Raw genomic sequence first — 15113 nt, 5'->3', positions numbered from 1 at the left:
GACTTTACATCTTTCTTATTTTTCAAATTTCTTAAATATCAATGTCGCATTATGTCCACCAAAACCTAGTGAATTAGATAACACAACATTAATATTTGCTTGCTTTGCACCATTTGTTACATAATCTAAATCCAACTCTTCGTCTGGCGTTTCGTAATTAATTGTTGGAGGAAGTATCCCCTCTTTAATCGCTAATAACGAGAAGATTGCTTCAATTGCACCTGCAGCACCAAGCAAATGTCCTGTCATTGATTTTGTCGAACTAACAGCTAATTGATAGGCATGCTCACCAAAAACTTCTTTTATTGCCATTGTTTCATATAAATCATTGTAATGTGTGCTTGTGCCATGAGCATTAATATAGTCTACTGTATCTGCTAACAGACTAGCATCCTTTAACGCTAGCTTCATTGCACGTTGTCCACCTTCACCATTTGGTGCAGGTGTTGTAATATGATAAGCATCACCTGTTGCTCCATAACCAACTAACTCTCCATAAATCTGTGCACCTCTTGCAAGGGCATGTTCTAACTCTTCTAATATAAGCGTTCCTGCTCCTTCAGCAATAACAAACCCATCACGATTTTTATCAAAAGGACGACTTGCTGTATGAGGATCTGAATTAGTAGATAAAGCAGTCATATTGGCAAATCCTGAAATAGTCATATCTGTAATAGCAGCTTCTGCTCCACCTGTTACCATCATATCTGCGTCACCATTTTGGATAACCCGAAAAGAGTCTCCTATTGAATTTGCTCCTGATGCACAAGCAGTTACTGAACAATTATTTATTCCTTTTGCACCCAATTCTATCGAAACTCTTCCTGAAGCCATATCAGGGATAAACATTGGGATAATAAAAGGACTAACACGTCTTGGACCTTTATCTAAAAAGCGCTTGTGCTGTTCCTCGAATTCATCAAGTCCACCAATTCCAGAGCCAATCCAAACACCCACACGCTCTGCTGATACATTTTTCCCAATCTCTACATTTGCATCTTTAATGGCCATTTTACTAGCTGCAATAGCTAGATGAGTGAAGCGAGCCATTCTTTTAATTTCTTTATAATCAATATATTCAGCAGGATCAAAGTTCTTCACTTCACCTGCTACCTTTACATTAAACTTTTCTGTATCTACTCTTTTCATAGGTGCAATACCTGAAACACCATTTTTTATATTGTTCCAAGATGTTTCAACATCATTCCCTACTGGTGTAACGGCTCCCACTCCTGTAATGACAACTCTTTTCTTCATCATTCATACTCCCTTCTCTCACTTACAGTATCAGGATATTTTTTATTATTCGGCTCTGTTAAACTTTGTTGTTGATTTCCGTTACAGGCATTCGCTTTCCCGGGAAAAAAGTACCTCTTTTCCTAGGTCCGGGAGCCTCCTCGTAAGCTGCGCGCCTGTGGGGTCTCCCTTTGACACGCTTCTCTAAGCAGGAGTCTCATATATTCACTTCCAATCAACAAAGTGCTAAAAATCAACATTAACCTTTAACATAGCCTATTATTTAATAAAATTAATAGTTGGTACTAATACCTTATATATATATCTTATACTAAAATCTATTAAAATGAAAGTTGCTGTTTGTTTCTATGTTCATGTATTGAATTAAATGTTACAGCTAAACTACAGAATTATTTGGTAAATCAAAAGGCATTTAAAAATCGCAAAGTAAGCCAAATATATTTACAGTTAACAAAAAAACCTCCATTATCGGAGATTTTTTTAAAAAGATATTCTATTACACACCTTTTTTATCTTAAGTCAATCTACACTACACGATAGCAACGGTGCACTAAAGAAGATAAACGATCCACTTATTATACTTAAAAGCAAACCTATAATTGAAAGAGAAGTAAGATAAATACCAATAGGAAATAAGCACACACCAATAATAAAGAAGATTTTCGCAAACATTACTACACCCCCTCTATCACTATATGATTATTTTGTAAAAGACTCTTTTATACGATCAGTAGCCCAACGTTTTAGTATCAATTTCCCCCATCCTTTATCATTTTCTATTAAAGATTGAACACGCCAATACATTGGAGGATGTGCCATAAATTGAAATTCTATAAAACGCCATATCCAACTATCACGTTCCAATGAAGAAGCTTCCTTTTTCTGTTCTGCATCTGATAAACTATAAGAAATCGATTTATTAAGTGCTTTATCCTGTTCGGTTGAGAGGATTCTTAGACTTTCAGCCATCTGTGCGTTTCTATTATCTACTAATGTAGAACCCAAATGATCTGCTCTTACCTCCATCCATTGTAAAACGAATGACTGATAAATCGGATAAAATATCATCAAAAACCAAATTGCAAAAAACAATGGTATCTTATAATCATCAATATTTGTAACATGTTTTTGAATAGTCAAAACAAATATAAGAAGCATTAATAGATATACTGCGCGCCAAATTTGTCCCCACATTACATCCCTTTTTTTCACATGAATGAGTTCATGTGCAAGAATTCCTTCAATAACATGTAAAGGTAGTTTCAATGTTGAAGATGTAAAGGTGATCATCGCTCTACCAATATTCATTCCTGTTGCAAGTCCGTTAAATTCTAATGATTCTGCTTCATAGATTTCAACTTTTTTAATTTTTGCTCGTTCACACATCTTATTTGCTAAAGAAATTATTTCATGATTATCAAGTTTTTTTGCATCCATCGCAATTTTTAACACACGATCAGATAAATATAAATTTAATAGCCAATAAAGTAAAACAACAGCTATCATGATCAAAGGTGGAGCTTTCAAATAATACAAAAGCAATAATACTCCAGAATAAGCAGAAACACCCTTAATAGTTGCAGCAAAATAAAGTTTACCTGATAGCCTTTTTAAATTCTTTTTATGATAAAAAGGGAGAACCTTGATTTGTTCATGCTCTTCTAGCTGACTATTTTCTTTTAATATATCTTTAAATTTGTTTAGTTCTTTAATTGATAGATAAATAGTTTCCCCTGGTAATGTTAGTTTTAAAACTCTATGTAAGCTCGTCGTAAAATCAGTATTTGTCATAAATAGAGTTAAGAATGGATGCAATTTTAAAACATCAACTTTAGACTCTACTTGAGCAAGTGTACAGTCTTCCAGAGTAAACCTTCTTGAGTCATATTTTGAAACAATAAAAAGTGTATTGTTTTGCTGTTCATAAAATACCCTTACCTGAAAGTATGTGAAAACTCGTTTCACCATTTCAGCAATGGCTGTGAAAAGACTTATTATAATAAAAAATTTTAACGGGCTATCTTTAGGTCCTAGCACTAAAAATAATATAGCGAAAAAGAAAACCATAAGTGATATTGTTATATCTAATAAAATCCTTCTTACATCTCTCTGTAATTCAATTTCTTGTACCTGTAAATTATTAATCTCTATTATTATTTCTTCATACTTTTTTCGCCCGGAAGTAAGTGTGATCAAGGTAAAATAACTACTAGAAAGAAGTGCTAGATAAATAAAGCTATTTAAAAAGGGATATGCATAAAACACATATCCTATTGCACTAATACCTAGAAAAAGCTCTGTTGCTATACCAAGCTTTTTATAATGTTTCCCTATTAAAGCCCCACTTAGCTGGATACAACAACCAATTAATATATACACAATTACTTCTATTAAACTTGGAATCATGATCACACCTGCCTTCTCATTGACAAAGTCAATTTACTGATAATCCATATCCTCTGTCCACTTTATAACTTCTTCAATACTTAGATCTGGATTATTGATCATCACATTATATCGAAGTCCATCTTCATCCCAACTAATTGCTCTAATTTCCTCCATATATTCCGCATGATGACCACGAACCATCCATTTTGATTTTTGAATGTCCATTCCTTCACCTGTTGGAGTTGGAAATACTGATACTAAAAAAGCAGGAGTAGATTTGTCTTTATCAGCATACATCATATTTACTTCAGTTCTATTGATCTCTCCACCTATCTCTTGCCAGTCTATTGATTCTATCTTTACTTTATCCTCAGAAAATGCAAGGATCTTTTTTTCCACTGCTTTTTCAGCTTCTTTAATTGTACCTGTTTGACTATTCATTTCTGTATCTAACGGAAATGCTTCAATTCCTTCTGGCAATGTAACTTCAAAGGTTGTCGTTGAAAAGTCTGGAGAAAAATCTACTTTTTTGTAAACAATTTCTGACGTGATATCAGCAGTAGTCGTAACTGTTTTCATCATAAACCAAGTTTTTTTATCAACCCAAAATTCCATTGTCCCAAGAATTGAATCCTCAGTTTTTGGTGTAGCTTTTAAATGATACGTATTTATCCCACTTATTGTTTCTTCACCAACTACTTCATAGCTATGAGTTTTCTTCATTCCATCTAATAAATTGATAAGTTGTTCTTTTTGCGTATTACTTGTTGGTAGATCTTCACCTTTTAGATCAATTTTTATAGCTTGTTGTGTGCTTTCATCAAATGTAATTAACTTATCACCAGTATTATAGGCAAATGATTGATGATTATTGTTCAAATCTGTTGTGATTACTTTTCTTTGACCATTTTTTGCGACAAATTCTTCAATTTCTATTTGTTCAGTTTCTTCATCTTCTGAATACATTTTGATCGTAGCTTTTCCATAATATTCGGTTACTTCTTTCCCTGCTTCAAGTACATTAAGAACAATTTCTCCAGAAGAAGCTGCTGCCTCTTCAGAACAACCTCCTAAAAAAACGATTTGAGATATAATTGTTGTGCCTATTAATAATTTGCTCAGTTTCATATTTTACTCATCCTTCCTTAATCCAGCATGCTACTAAGGTGCCATAACCTTCTTTTGACCATAACTTAATTTTCCCATCATGTTTTTCAATTAACATTTTCGTTATACTTAAGCCTAAACCACTACTTCCTCCAAGTCCCCTAGCTCCTTCAACCTGCTTAAATGGCTCAAAAACAATTTCTAGAAGGTCACTTGGTATTTCAACTCCTTCATTTTGGACAAGAATTAAGGTTCCATCCTGCCTCCACAAATCTAGTTCTTTAGAAAATGGTGAAAACACCCAATTTGGAATAGTTGTTCTTTCTGATAGCACAGCAAGCCAGATTGATTTTCCGTTTTCGGTATGACGGATCGCATTTGTCATTAAGTTATCAACAATTCTAATCATCTGTTTAACATTTACTTTATAATTACCTTCTACTTCCTGCTGAACGTGTAAGTGAAGGTTTCTTTTAGCACATGGTTCTTCATAACTAGAAACAAGCATTTCAAAAAATTCTTGTCCCTCAACATGAATTAGTTCGATCTTTTCTTGTGTTGATTGAAGTACCGCATATATTGCTAAATCATCTAGCATTTGTCTCATATAATTTAATTTATCAAACAGAATCGTTTTATAATCTCGTTTTTCTTCCTGTGTTAGCGTTTTATCTTGATAAAGTGCCTCTGTATAAGCCTGAACAACAGTGAGTGGTGTTTTTAAATCATGTGAAAGAGCAGCTACTATAAATTCTTTTTCCTTTTGCTGTTTATCAAGCTCAAGTCTTGTTTCTTCGATTTGCTTTTTCATTTGATCAAAGTGGATAAATAAATCACCAATTTCATCTTTTCTATAAGGATATGAATTTTCTATATTCTTACCTTTAGCAAAAGCACTCATTTGATATTGTAAAATAGATAAAGGTTTGTTTAGTTTACGATTTAGTAAAAGCACAACCGTTATATATAATAGAAGAAAAAAACTACCAACTACACTAAATAAAAATATAGAGCGTTCATTAAAACCTTCTACCCATTGCTCCCTGGCTACCGTTATTTCATAAAACCCAATGATTTTACCTTCTTGCAAGGTTGGCTTTTTGATTACATAGGATTTGTGTTTTTTTTGTATTTCATTTAAATTTTGGTATAAAGTGTTAAGATTGGTTTGATACATCATTGTTGATGATGGATCCTCTATTGAAGAGTAAAGAATTGTTCCGTCATATCGATAAAGGACAATCTTAATCTTATTACTTACTAAACTATCTATGCTTTTATATTTTTCCCTAGGCTGAATGGTATACAAATCTGGATTTTGTAGCTTAGCTTCAATATGATTTGTTTGATTATATACACTCATGTATTCAACAAAGTCCTGTTCTTCATCATAACTGCTAAGACTACTGTAAAGCAGATATAATGTGATGATTGGTAAAAGCATGACAATTAGAAAGCTTATCATCAACCAATATTTTATTTTCATATAATCTCCTCACCAATAAACCGATAGCCAATTCCCCAAACAGTTTGTATATACTTAGCTGAACGACTTACATCATGTAGCTTTGTTCGCAAGCTTTTAATATGAACTGTAATCGTATTGTTGCCTTCCATATCCTCTTGTTGCCAAATGTGTTCATATAGCTCTGATTTAGAAAAAGTTTGAAAAGGATTTTTAGCTAGTATCAGCAGCAATTCCCATTCCTTCGTCGTTAGCAAGATAGGTTCACCATTTACGTAAGTTACTTTTTTCAGAAAATCAATTTGCAATCCATGAGCATATTTCGAGATCACATTTTGATCATCTTTTCTCAAATACCTTCGATACCTTCTTAAATGTGAGCTTAACCTTGCACTTAGTTCTTCAAGACTAAATGGCTTTGTTAAATAATCATCTGCCCCAAAATCTAATCCTTTGATTTTAGTTTCATCCTCATGTCTAGCACTAATAATAAGTAAAGGGATTTCACTTTCTAATCGTATTTTTTTACAAAGCGTTAATCCATCCATTTCGGGAAGCATCAAATCAACCAGTACTAACTGATAAGTGTTAAGCTTGAAATCTTCCCATCCTTCTTTACCTGTTGATGCCCAAGTAATATGATAGCCTTCTTTTCTAAGATGATCACAAACAATTCTAGCAATCTCTTGATCATCTTCTACTAATAATATGGATTCATTACTCAACATTAACCCCTCTTTCACTACAATTATATCTAAGAAAAACAATACCATTATTTTCTTTATAAACTCTTTATAAATTGACTGTTATTAATATTTTAGCTGATTGATCATATTATGGATATTTTTTACAAAATAAAAAGGCTAACATATAAATTGTTAACCTTTCTTTATGTGTTCTATGTATTTATTCGTTAATAACTAACCACTTTATGAAATCCTGCTCTTTTTTTGTTAAAAAACGACCTAATTCCTCTGAAAAGTGAAGATATAACTCTATATACCTTTTAACCGCTGCGTCCATCTGTTACCCCCTGATATATATAAGAACTTTTTTATTTTACCATGAAATCCTCTTTATAATCAGTCTTTATATTGAATTATCAAAAATTTTTTTTATTAATAAATCTTGATAGTTCCATTGTATTTGTTTTCTACCTTATACTTAAAAAAGCATTATTTTACTCTCCACCATCATCATCTGTTTTTTCATGAAATTGATCATCTATTTTCGAATGATTTCCCTTAAAAAACTCATTCACTTTATGAAAGATGTCATCCTTTTCTACAGAACCTTGATGATTTAATTGTGTAAAATCCTTAATAGAATAAACCTGAAATAATTTACCTTTTTCTTTAGACTTGTTTAGTAGTGTTAATAAAACAAATATAATTAATAAGACAATGAATAATGTTTTCACAACTCGTAGCTCCTTTTTAAACATTTTTCTACGAATGCTGCCTGTAAAGGAAATCAATAAAAATGTTGTACAGTGCCTAAATCTAAAAAGACATTAATAAGGGAAAGTCACTTCTTAACTTTCCCTTATTATTTATGACATTAAAAAGATAGCATCTAATTCTGGCATACCATTTGCTAAGCCAACTGCAACAGCTGTATAGGTTTTCCCTTCTTGAAGCTGTACTTGAGGAATCGATAATACAACATTATTAGTACCGGCAATTCTAACCTCTAAATTAACTGTCATTGGAGAGAATGTAAGATAATCTGTTGCCTTACCAAATGGAATATTTTTAAATAATAGATCTCCATCCTTCACAAAAATGTCTACATTAGGGGCATCAGGAGATAAATGAATTACTCTTATTTTACTTTGATTAGGACTAACATATGGTTTATCAACAAATACATTAAGCATGATATTAGCTAACTTTCCAGTAGCAGCTGCTGTATAGTATGTGTTCCTAGTTAATGCAATCCTTTCCTGTAAAACAGGCTGTGACATATCACCTGCAGGATATACCTCTATCGTGTATTGCCCTGGTGATAATCGTAAGTAATCAGTTGTTTCTTTAAACGTTAAATTCGTTACCGCTTTATGACCATTTACATAAACATCAACAGCTGGTGCGTCTGGGGATGTATGAAGAACTCTAACAAAAGATTTTTGCTCACCTGCTCTTGTGTACAGTTGATTGCCATGATAATTTTGGTAATCAGCTGCTGCTAATTGTTGAATACACATTAAATGCTTTTGATAATACATCATCGATAAAGCAGGATTTGAATATTTGTAAAAATTGGCTAACATTTCATTTTTAGTTGCACTTAACACAAGCAACTGTTCATGATTATTATGCATAATTTCACCTCAATAGAAAATTTTCAATACAATAACATATGTAAAACGCCCGATTTGTTTCCAATTTCCTAAAATATCACACAAAAAAAGTGGTCAAACCCCATTTCAGGATTTGACCACTAATTAAAAGTCTTTCAAATTACCAAGGAAAACGTCTTTTACGATTATCTTCTACACCTAGTACATTATCATCATCGTAATACTTTCTTCTATCTTCGATTCCAGCAACATCTTCTCTACGATGACGTCTTTTATCATTTGCTTCAATAACAATAACCTCATCTGCATTAATGATTACACGCTCTGCATTAATAACAGGTCTTCTTCTTTGCTCTGACATCCTATAACCACTCCTTTCCATCTGTTTCTATATTCTATGTACAAGATAAACAGATGTGTGGACGAGTGTGACAGGATAATCTCCTATTTTAAGTGGCGTGAACATTATTTCGATTATTTTTTAAATAAAGAGTGAATGTCATAACTGCGATTACCACTAATATTATTAAGCCAGTAAAAATGTTACGATAAATAACTTCTTCTACTAATTCCTGCTGCAGGGTAATCATAATTCCAGTTAGGGTAACTCCAAAAGCTCCTCCAAAAAATTGAATGAGCTGAGCCATTCCCATTCCAGTACCTATATCATCTTTAGGTAGTATTCTAGAAACTTCATTTGCCACACTAGAGGTAAGTGCAGAAAATCCTGTGCTCATAAACATATAAGTAAACAAGATAAAATATGGAGATACAGTTGAGAAAAACGCAAATAAAATTGTGCTAATCAATAAAAATAATTGACCAAATAAAATTAACGGCTTGTTGCCAAAACGATCAATTAAGCGCCCAATGAATTGAGCAGCAATTGCTGATAAAATTGCACCAGGAAATATAATCATACCTACCTCTGCAGGATCTTTCTTAAAAACTGTAGTCAGTATAATCGGCATAAGAAATAATGCTGCAAAATGACTGACAAAAGCAGTGAACCCAATAAATAGTAATTTAAGATATTCCTTATTTTTAAGTAATTTAGGTTGAATAAAGGGAATTTCTACTTTATGAATATGCTTCCACATTACAACCATACAAATTAAGCTACTTAATAAAATAATGTAATTGAAATTTGATAAAAATAATAAAAGGCCTGTTACAGTTAACGCTGTTAAAATACCACCAAACGTATCAAATTTTACTATTTGTACATCTTCCTTTGGTAATAACCTTTTAAAAATCGGGATAAGTAAAACAACTAACCCTGTTATGACGAATAAGTAATTCCAGCCTAAATATTGAGTAATGGCTCCACCAATTACAGGTCCTAGTCCAAATCCTAATGAAGATGCTGAAGCAATTAAGGCCATTGCCTTCCCTCTACGGGAAATCGGAATATACCTACTTGCTAATACCATTGCTAAACCAGGAACTGAACCTGCACCTGCTGCTTGTAAAACACGAGAAGCAAGTAACAAAGCGAAATTAGTAGAAAAGAAACCAATAATTGAGGCAATCCCCAAAATAGACAATCCTATCAAAAGTAGCTTTGAAATTGGAAGATAATCAGATAATCTACTAAATGTTAAAGTTGAAATTGCAAAAACGATCGAGTATCCAGAAACGATCCAAGAGGCAGTGGCTGAATCTAAGGAAAGATCTTGTAATACACTTGGTAAAGCCACATTAAACATTGTGGTATTCATAACCACAAGCCAAACAGTAAAACTCCAAAATAATACAACCTTGTTTTCTTGTATAGCTTCATTTTGTTGCTTTGCATTCATTGTTAAAGTTGAAATACCATCACCTTATTTCTTTCTTAAAGACTCTTTTCAGAAAGATTGTTGCTAATAGACGTCATTATCTGTGTTCCCATCATGATTCTAAAAACAACAAAGTTTCTTAAACAGCCTTCTTAAATAATTGCTTTCTATATCATAATCCTTATTCTGTTAGAAATAAAAGCAAAATGCTTCGAGTCACGAAAAAAAAGATGTCTTCACGATTTTTAACACATTTAAAGGTACTATAAGATATTTTAAAAACTAAAAACCTGCATAAATTGATACTATGCAGGCTTTTACCATGTATATTCTAATTTTAAAAGGATGTCTTTTATTTAAACAGGTGCATTAACCTCTAAATCTTCAATTACTTTCTCTTGGTACTGAACATCTTTTCGTGCGTTAAAGCGATCTGCTTTTTCAACGGTTGCCGTGATATTATAATCTGGAATACCTGCAAATTTTTCATATCTTCCTCTTGGTAATAAGAAGTTTCCTTCTGGGAAGTGAACCTCTACATTACCTATGGCAATATCAACAAATTTGGCTTTTCCTTGGAACACACCGAAGCCGTTATAAACAACAATACCTTCTCCATCTGCAATGCTTAGACGTTTTGCATCTTCTGCATTCATTAGGACATCATATCGTTCAGCACCATTGAAAGGATCAACTTCTTTATAGACCATTGAATTAAATTGCTTACCACGTCTAGAAGTGACAATGAACTGTCCTTCTTTTCTATTCAAATCAGGAATTTCAACTGAAATTAGGTTACCCTTACCATCTGGTGTTGGACATACTCCACCTTCACATAGCCATGCACCACCCCATTGGAACACATCACCCTGCTTCTTTAAATGTTGAACTCCATCATAATCTCTGTTTGCAACTGCAATCTCATTGCGAATTTCCTGACCAGTTTTAAAGTCTACTAAATGTGCAGTTTCCGGCTTCACACGCTTGGCAAGATCAATATAAATTTTCCATTCTGATCGAGCTTCTTCAATATAGTTTTTATTGCCTTCAATTTCAGGCGAGAAATACACCATTCGTTCTGTTGATGTAGATGTGCCTCCACCATCTTGTTCATAGCGAGTTTTCGCTGGTAACACAATAACAGCTTCTTTTGCGTCAACTAGTGTTGATGTATTAAAGATAATATCCTGATGCACACGAATATCTAGCTCTGACAATGCTTTTTCCACAAAGTCAGGATCTGGCATTGTTTCTAAGAAGTTACCTCCAGATAAATAGTACATCTTAATTTTTCGTTCATGATCTTCTGGAAGAACGATATTTTCAAGAGTAACTCCTACAATATCTCCTTGCCACTTTGGAAGATCAAATCCCCAAATTTTTTCAATCCGTTCTACATTTTCTGCATCAAATCCTCCACCAGGAAGCACAAATGGATCTGCGCCCATTTCTCCAGATCCTTGAACAGAAGAATGTCCTCGAAACGGCATTAATCCACTATTTTTACGACCTAAGTAGCCTCTTAATAAAGCTAGGTTTGCTACTTGAGAAATATTATCTGTTGCAAATGAATGCATGGTTAATCCTAACGCCCATGCAAAAACAGCATTTTTACTATTGGCAAGTAAAATCGCTAATTCTGCAATTCTTTCCTGAGATATACCAGATGATTTGATAATCTCATCCCATGACTGTTGTTCAACTGTTGCTTTTAACTCTTCATAACCATTAACATGTTTTTGGACAAATTCATGGTTAATAGCAGAGCCGTGAGATTTTTCTTCCATTTCAAACCAATGCTTCATTATGCCGTGCATAAAGGCAATATCTCCACCAATGTTTACCTGATAAAAGTCATCTGCTATTTTTGTTCCAAACAAAGCAGACTCCATATTAGAAGGAATCCAATATTCATCCATTGCTGGCTCTTTATAAGGATTAACAACAATAATTTTTGCTCCTCGTTTTTTAGCTTCTAACATATATTTAGTCGAAACCGGAGACGCATTAGATGCTACACTTCCCCAGAATAATAGTACATCTGTACCAAACCAGTCTTGATAATTAGCCGTAGAGGCTCCTACACCAATTGAACGCTTTAATGCTGTTTTACTTGGTGAATGACAGATACGTGAAGCATTGTCTATATTATTCGTACCTAGAAAGCGAGAAACCTTTGCTGCTACGTAGTAAGATTCATTTGTAATTCCACGTGATGTTAAGTAAAAAGCATATTGCTTAGGATCTAATTTCTTCATTTTTTCTGCAATCACATCCATTGCTTCGTCCCATGATAAACGAGAAAATTTCCTTTCTCCTTTTCGTCGAATAAGTGGATATGGAATTCTTCCTAACTTTCTTAGCTCTGTACTACTATATTTTCTTAGCTCATCAATGTCCGCATGTACAATTTCTTCTTTTAAAGCCGGCATTGTGTTTAGGCGTAATACATTTAACCTTGTTGTACACATATGAGGTCCTTTTAATGTTTGATCATATAAACCGGAAACGCCTAATGCACATCCATCACAAACACCTTTGGTTACTATACGTGTTGCATAACCTAAATTATCTCTGTTATCCCATGCAATTTTCATCGTATCACGAAAATGTTGTGGCTTCACTTTGCCCAAGCCAAAAGGAATTGGACTTACCCAATGTTTAGGCTGTGGTGATTTTGTTGCTTTTATAGGGCCTTGATGTTTTGATTCTCCCATATGAATCACTCCTTATCTATTAAACTATGAAAGAAAGCTCTAACTGATGTGTTTTAATATGAAAACACATTAATGGAATTCAGAAGAAAAACTAGCTTATTGGTAATTAAGATGAAATAGCAATAAGCTAATTTTTCGTATGAAAACATAATTTGTTTTTCATTTGGTCTACCTTCCATAATTAAAGTAAATGTACAATTAAATAAAAAACCACCGTCAATACCCAAATTAGTTAGATTTGAGTTAAACGGTGGTTAGTCTTTTGCAGGGTCGCTACTAAGTGCCATACCTAAATTATTTATTTACTAAATTTATCTTGAATATCTTCATCAAAAACAAATATTGACATACCAAAGTCTCTATCAATATCAATGTCTACAAAAAGGTCTACAAAATGACATCCTAAGAAATCTTCCATTTCAACTGGAGGATGCTTCTTATACATTTGCTTAACCATTTCAGTTCTAGCAGATCGTAGGGCTTGTTTCCCTTCATCTGCACTTGCTATAAATTTTTCCACTGGTGACAAATTACCTTCCATTTCACATATTGCCCAATTTTTACAAAACGTTGTTGTAATTTTACTAGGACCTTTACCCATATGTTTTTTTCGAAAGGATCTTACTATATTACTAAATTCAGCTTCGTACTTATTCATAATACCCTCCTACCTACTAGAGGTGTTAGCATGAGGTATTCTACCACATCTATGAACGTTTTGGAAGGAGAATTAGCCTGCCATAGTGCTGTTAGGATTTTTAGTTGCATTTTGTTGACGTAACTTGTTGATATCTCGACGTATCAAGATCGATACGGCAAGTGCAATAACAAACATTCCAGCGAAGAACGTTAAGCTAGTAGCATAACTTCCTGTTGTATCTTTCATCCATGCTGCGAACATTGGACCTGCTAATCCAGCTGCTGCCCAAGCAGTTAAAATATAACCATGAATTGCACCAAGCTGTTTTGTTCCAAATAAATCGCCGATGTAAGCTGGAATTGCCGCAAACCCACCACCATAGCATGTATAAACAATTGCCAACATAACTTGGAATAATATCGCTTCTTGTGTATGTGGTAAAACCGCAAACAATATGATCTGAATAACAAAGAATGTTGTGTATGTGTTTGGTCTACCAATAAAGTCTGAAATTGAAGCCCAACCAATACGGCCCAGACCATTAAAAATTCCTAAAACACCGACTAAAGCTGCTGCTTCTGCTGTAGAAAGTCCAATACTTTCCTGTGCGAGAGGTTTAGCTGCTGATAAAATAGCAATTCCACATGTAACGTTAATAAATAGCATAATCCATAAATAGTAGAATCTTGATGTTTTGATTGCTTCATTTGCCGTTAACTGTGACAAATCTTCTTTAATTCTTGATTTTCCAGATTTGATTTTTTCGTTAAAGCCTTCAGGAACCCAGTTAACTGGTGGTTTTTCTAAGTAAAGTGATGATAAAGTCATAATAACAAGATAAGATGCACCTAAAATATAAAAGGTATTTGCTATTCCGACAGAATTGATTAAGATTTCCATTACTGGGCTGCTAATCGCTGCTGCAAATCCAAAGCCCATAATGGCAAGACCAGTTGCCAATCCTCTTCGATCAGGAAACCATTTAACTAATGTAGAAACCGGAGCAATATAACCTACTCCAAGACCAATTCCTCCAAGTACACCATATGTAGCATAAAGGAGAGTAAGTGAACCAATACTAACAGCGAATCCTGCACCAATTACACCTACTCCAAAAAATGCTGCTGCTAGAAGTCCAGCTGCTCTTGGTCCATATTTTTCAACAAAATGACCTAGAAATGCTGCTGATAAACCTAAAAATAAGATCGCTAAGCTAAATGTTAATTGAACTTGCTGTGATGTCCATCCGAATTCTTCCATCAACGGATTTGTAAAATTACTCCACGCATATACAGATCCAATTGAAATATGAATCCCTACTGCAGATGCAGCAATTAGCCACCGATTTTTTGTCTTTTTCACAAATTCATCTCCTCATTCATTTAATTTAAGGCTGTTTTCTTACTTCTTTTAAAAGAGCCTAATACAAAGAAACCGCCAACCTCCAAAAACATGC

Annotated in this window: 13 protein-coding genes; all 13 read right to left on the bottom strand. The window is 33.6% G+C overall.

What is annotated here, in order from left to right; all coding sequences use genetic code 11:
- Positions 1-15: 15 nt before the first annotated feature.
- Complete coding sequence (gene fabF, locus JOC75_RS01140; RefSeq protein WP_204952305.1) at positions 16-1260, bottom strand: beta-ketoacyl-ACP synthase II; 1245 nt, start codon at positions 1258-1260, stop codon at positions 16-18.
- 516 nt (positions 1261-1776) lie between these two features.
- A complete protein-coding gene (locus tag JOC75_RS01135) occupies positions 1777-1929 on the bottom strand; it encodes a hypothetical protein (RefSeq protein WP_204952304.1) in 153 nt (50 codons plus the stop codon).
- A gap of 27 nt (positions 1930-1956) precedes the next feature.
- Positions 1957-3663 carry a M56 family metallopeptidase gene (locus JOC75_RS01130; protein ID WP_204952303.1) on the bottom strand — a complete coding sequence of 569 codons (1707 nt, stop codon included), beginning with the start codon at positions 3661-3663 and terminating at the stop codon, positions 1957-1959.
- A gap of 33 nt (positions 3664-3696) precedes the next feature.
- A complete protein-coding gene (locus tag JOC75_RS01125) occupies positions 3697-4773 on the bottom strand; it encodes a LolA family protein (RefSeq protein ID WP_204952302.1) in 1077 nt (358 codons plus the stop codon).
- 7 nt (positions 4774-4780) lie between these two features.
- Positions 4781-6238 carry a HAMP domain-containing sensor histidine kinase gene (locus JOC75_RS01120; protein WP_204952301.1) on the bottom strand — a complete coding sequence of 486 codons (1458 nt, stop codon included), beginning with the start codon at positions 6236-6238 and terminating at the stop codon, positions 4781-4783.
- Positions 6235-6945, bottom strand: coding sequence for a response regulator transcription factor (locus JOC75_RS01115; protein WP_204952299.1), 711 nt, complete (start codon positions 6943-6945; stop codon positions 6235-6237). The genes JOC75_RS01120 and JOC75_RS01115 overlap by 4 nt, the downstream gene beginning before the upstream one ends.
- A gap of 452 nt (positions 6946-7397) precedes the next feature.
- Positions 7398-7637 carry a hypothetical protein gene (locus JOC75_RS01110; RefSeq protein ID WP_204952297.1) on the bottom strand — a complete coding sequence of 80 codons (240 nt, stop codon included), beginning with the start codon at positions 7635-7637 and terminating at the stop codon, positions 7398-7400.
- 132 nt (positions 7638-7769) lie between these two features.
- Complete coding sequence (locus JOC75_RS01105) at positions 7770-8540, bottom strand: DUF4397 domain-containing protein (RefSeq protein WP_204952296.1); 771 nt, start codon at positions 8538-8540, stop codon at positions 7770-7772.
- Between the two features lie 139 nt (positions 8541-8679).
- Positions 8680-8880, bottom strand: a complete 201-nt coding sequence (locus JOC75_RS01100) for a hypothetical protein (protein ID WP_204952295.1) — start codon at positions 8878-8880, stop codon at positions 8680-8682.
- Between the two features lie 88 nt (positions 8881-8968).
- Positions 8969-10321: an MFS transporter gene (locus JOC75_RS01095; RefSeq protein WP_204952294.1), complete on the bottom strand. Its 1353-nt coding sequence runs from the start codon at positions 10319-10321 to the stop codon at positions 8969-8971.
- 335 nt (positions 10322-10656) lie between these two features.
- The gene (locus JOC75_RS01090) at positions 10657-13017 is read right to left on the bottom strand and encodes an FdhF/YdeP family oxidoreductase (protein WP_204952293.1); all 2361 of its coding nucleotides are present in this window, start codon (positions 13015-13017) and stop codon (positions 10657-10659) included.
- A 298-nt stretch (positions 13018-13315) separates the two neighbouring features.
- Positions 13316-13675 (bottom strand): Na-translocating system protein MpsC family protein, encoded by a 360-nt coding sequence (locus JOC75_RS01085; protein ID WP_204952292.1) that lies wholly within the window; start codon positions 13673-13675, stop codon positions 13316-13318.
- 72 nt (positions 13676-13747) lie between these two features.
- Positions 13748-15019: an L-lactate MFS transporter gene (locus JOC75_RS01080; RefSeq protein WP_204952291.1), complete on the bottom strand. Its 1272-nt coding sequence runs from the start codon at positions 15017-15019 to the stop codon at positions 13748-13750.
- Between the last annotated feature and the right edge of the window lie 94 nt (positions 15020-15113).

The organism is Metabacillus crassostreae (genome assembly GCF_016908395.1).
Taxonomy (GTDB): Bacteria; Bacillota; Bacilli; order Bacillales; family Bacillaceae; genus Metabacillus; species Metabacillus crassostreae.
The sequence above is the reverse complement of the archived record's forward strand: the minus strand, read 5'-3'. Positions and strand labels throughout refer to the sequence as shown.

Excerpts from the sequence above, each read along its gene's own strand:
- JOC75_RS01105 (WP_204952296.1), bottom strand. The coding sequence starts at position 8,540 with ATGCATAATAATCATGAACAGTTGCTTGTGTTAAGTGCAACTAAAAAT.
- fabF (WP_204952305.1), bottom strand. The coding sequence starts at position 1,260 with ATGATGAAGAAAAGAGTTGTCATTACAGGAGTGGGAGCCGTTACACCA.
- JOC75_RS01115 (WP_204952299.1), bottom strand. The coding sequence starts at position 6,945 with ATGTTGAGTAATGAATCCATATTATTAGTAGAAGATGATCAAGAGATT.
- JOC75_RS01085 (WP_204952292.1), bottom strand. The coding sequence starts at position 13,675 with ATGAATAAGTACGAAGCTGAATTTAGTAATATAGTAAGATCCTTTCGA.
- JOC75_RS01100 (WP_204952295.1), bottom strand. The coding sequence starts at position 8,880 with ATGTCAGAGCAAAGAAGAAGACCTGTTATTAATGCAGAGCGTGTAATC.
- JOC75_RS01135 (WP_204952304.1), bottom strand. The coding sequence starts at position 1,929 with ATGTTTGCGAAAATCTTCTTTATTATTGGTGTGTGCTTATTTCCTATT.
- JOC75_RS01090 (WP_204952293.1), bottom strand. The coding sequence starts at position 13,017 with ATGGGAGAATCAAAACATCAAGGCCCTATAAAAGCAACAAAATCACCA.
- JOC75_RS01130 (WP_204952303.1), bottom strand. The coding sequence starts at position 3,663 with ATGATTCCAAGTTTAATAGAAGTAATTGTGTATATATTAATTGGTTGT.
- JOC75_RS01095 (WP_204952294.1), bottom strand. The coding sequence starts at position 10,321 with ATGAATGCAAAGCAACAAAATGAAGCTATACAAGAAAACAAGGTTGTA.
- JOC75_RS01125 (WP_204952302.1), bottom strand. The coding sequence starts at position 4,773 with ATGAAACTGAGCAAATTATTAATAGGCACAACAATTATATCTCAAATC.
- JOC75_RS01120 (WP_204952301.1), bottom strand. The coding sequence starts at position 6,238 with ATGAAAATAAAATATTGGTTGATGATAAGCTTTCTAATTGTCATGCTT.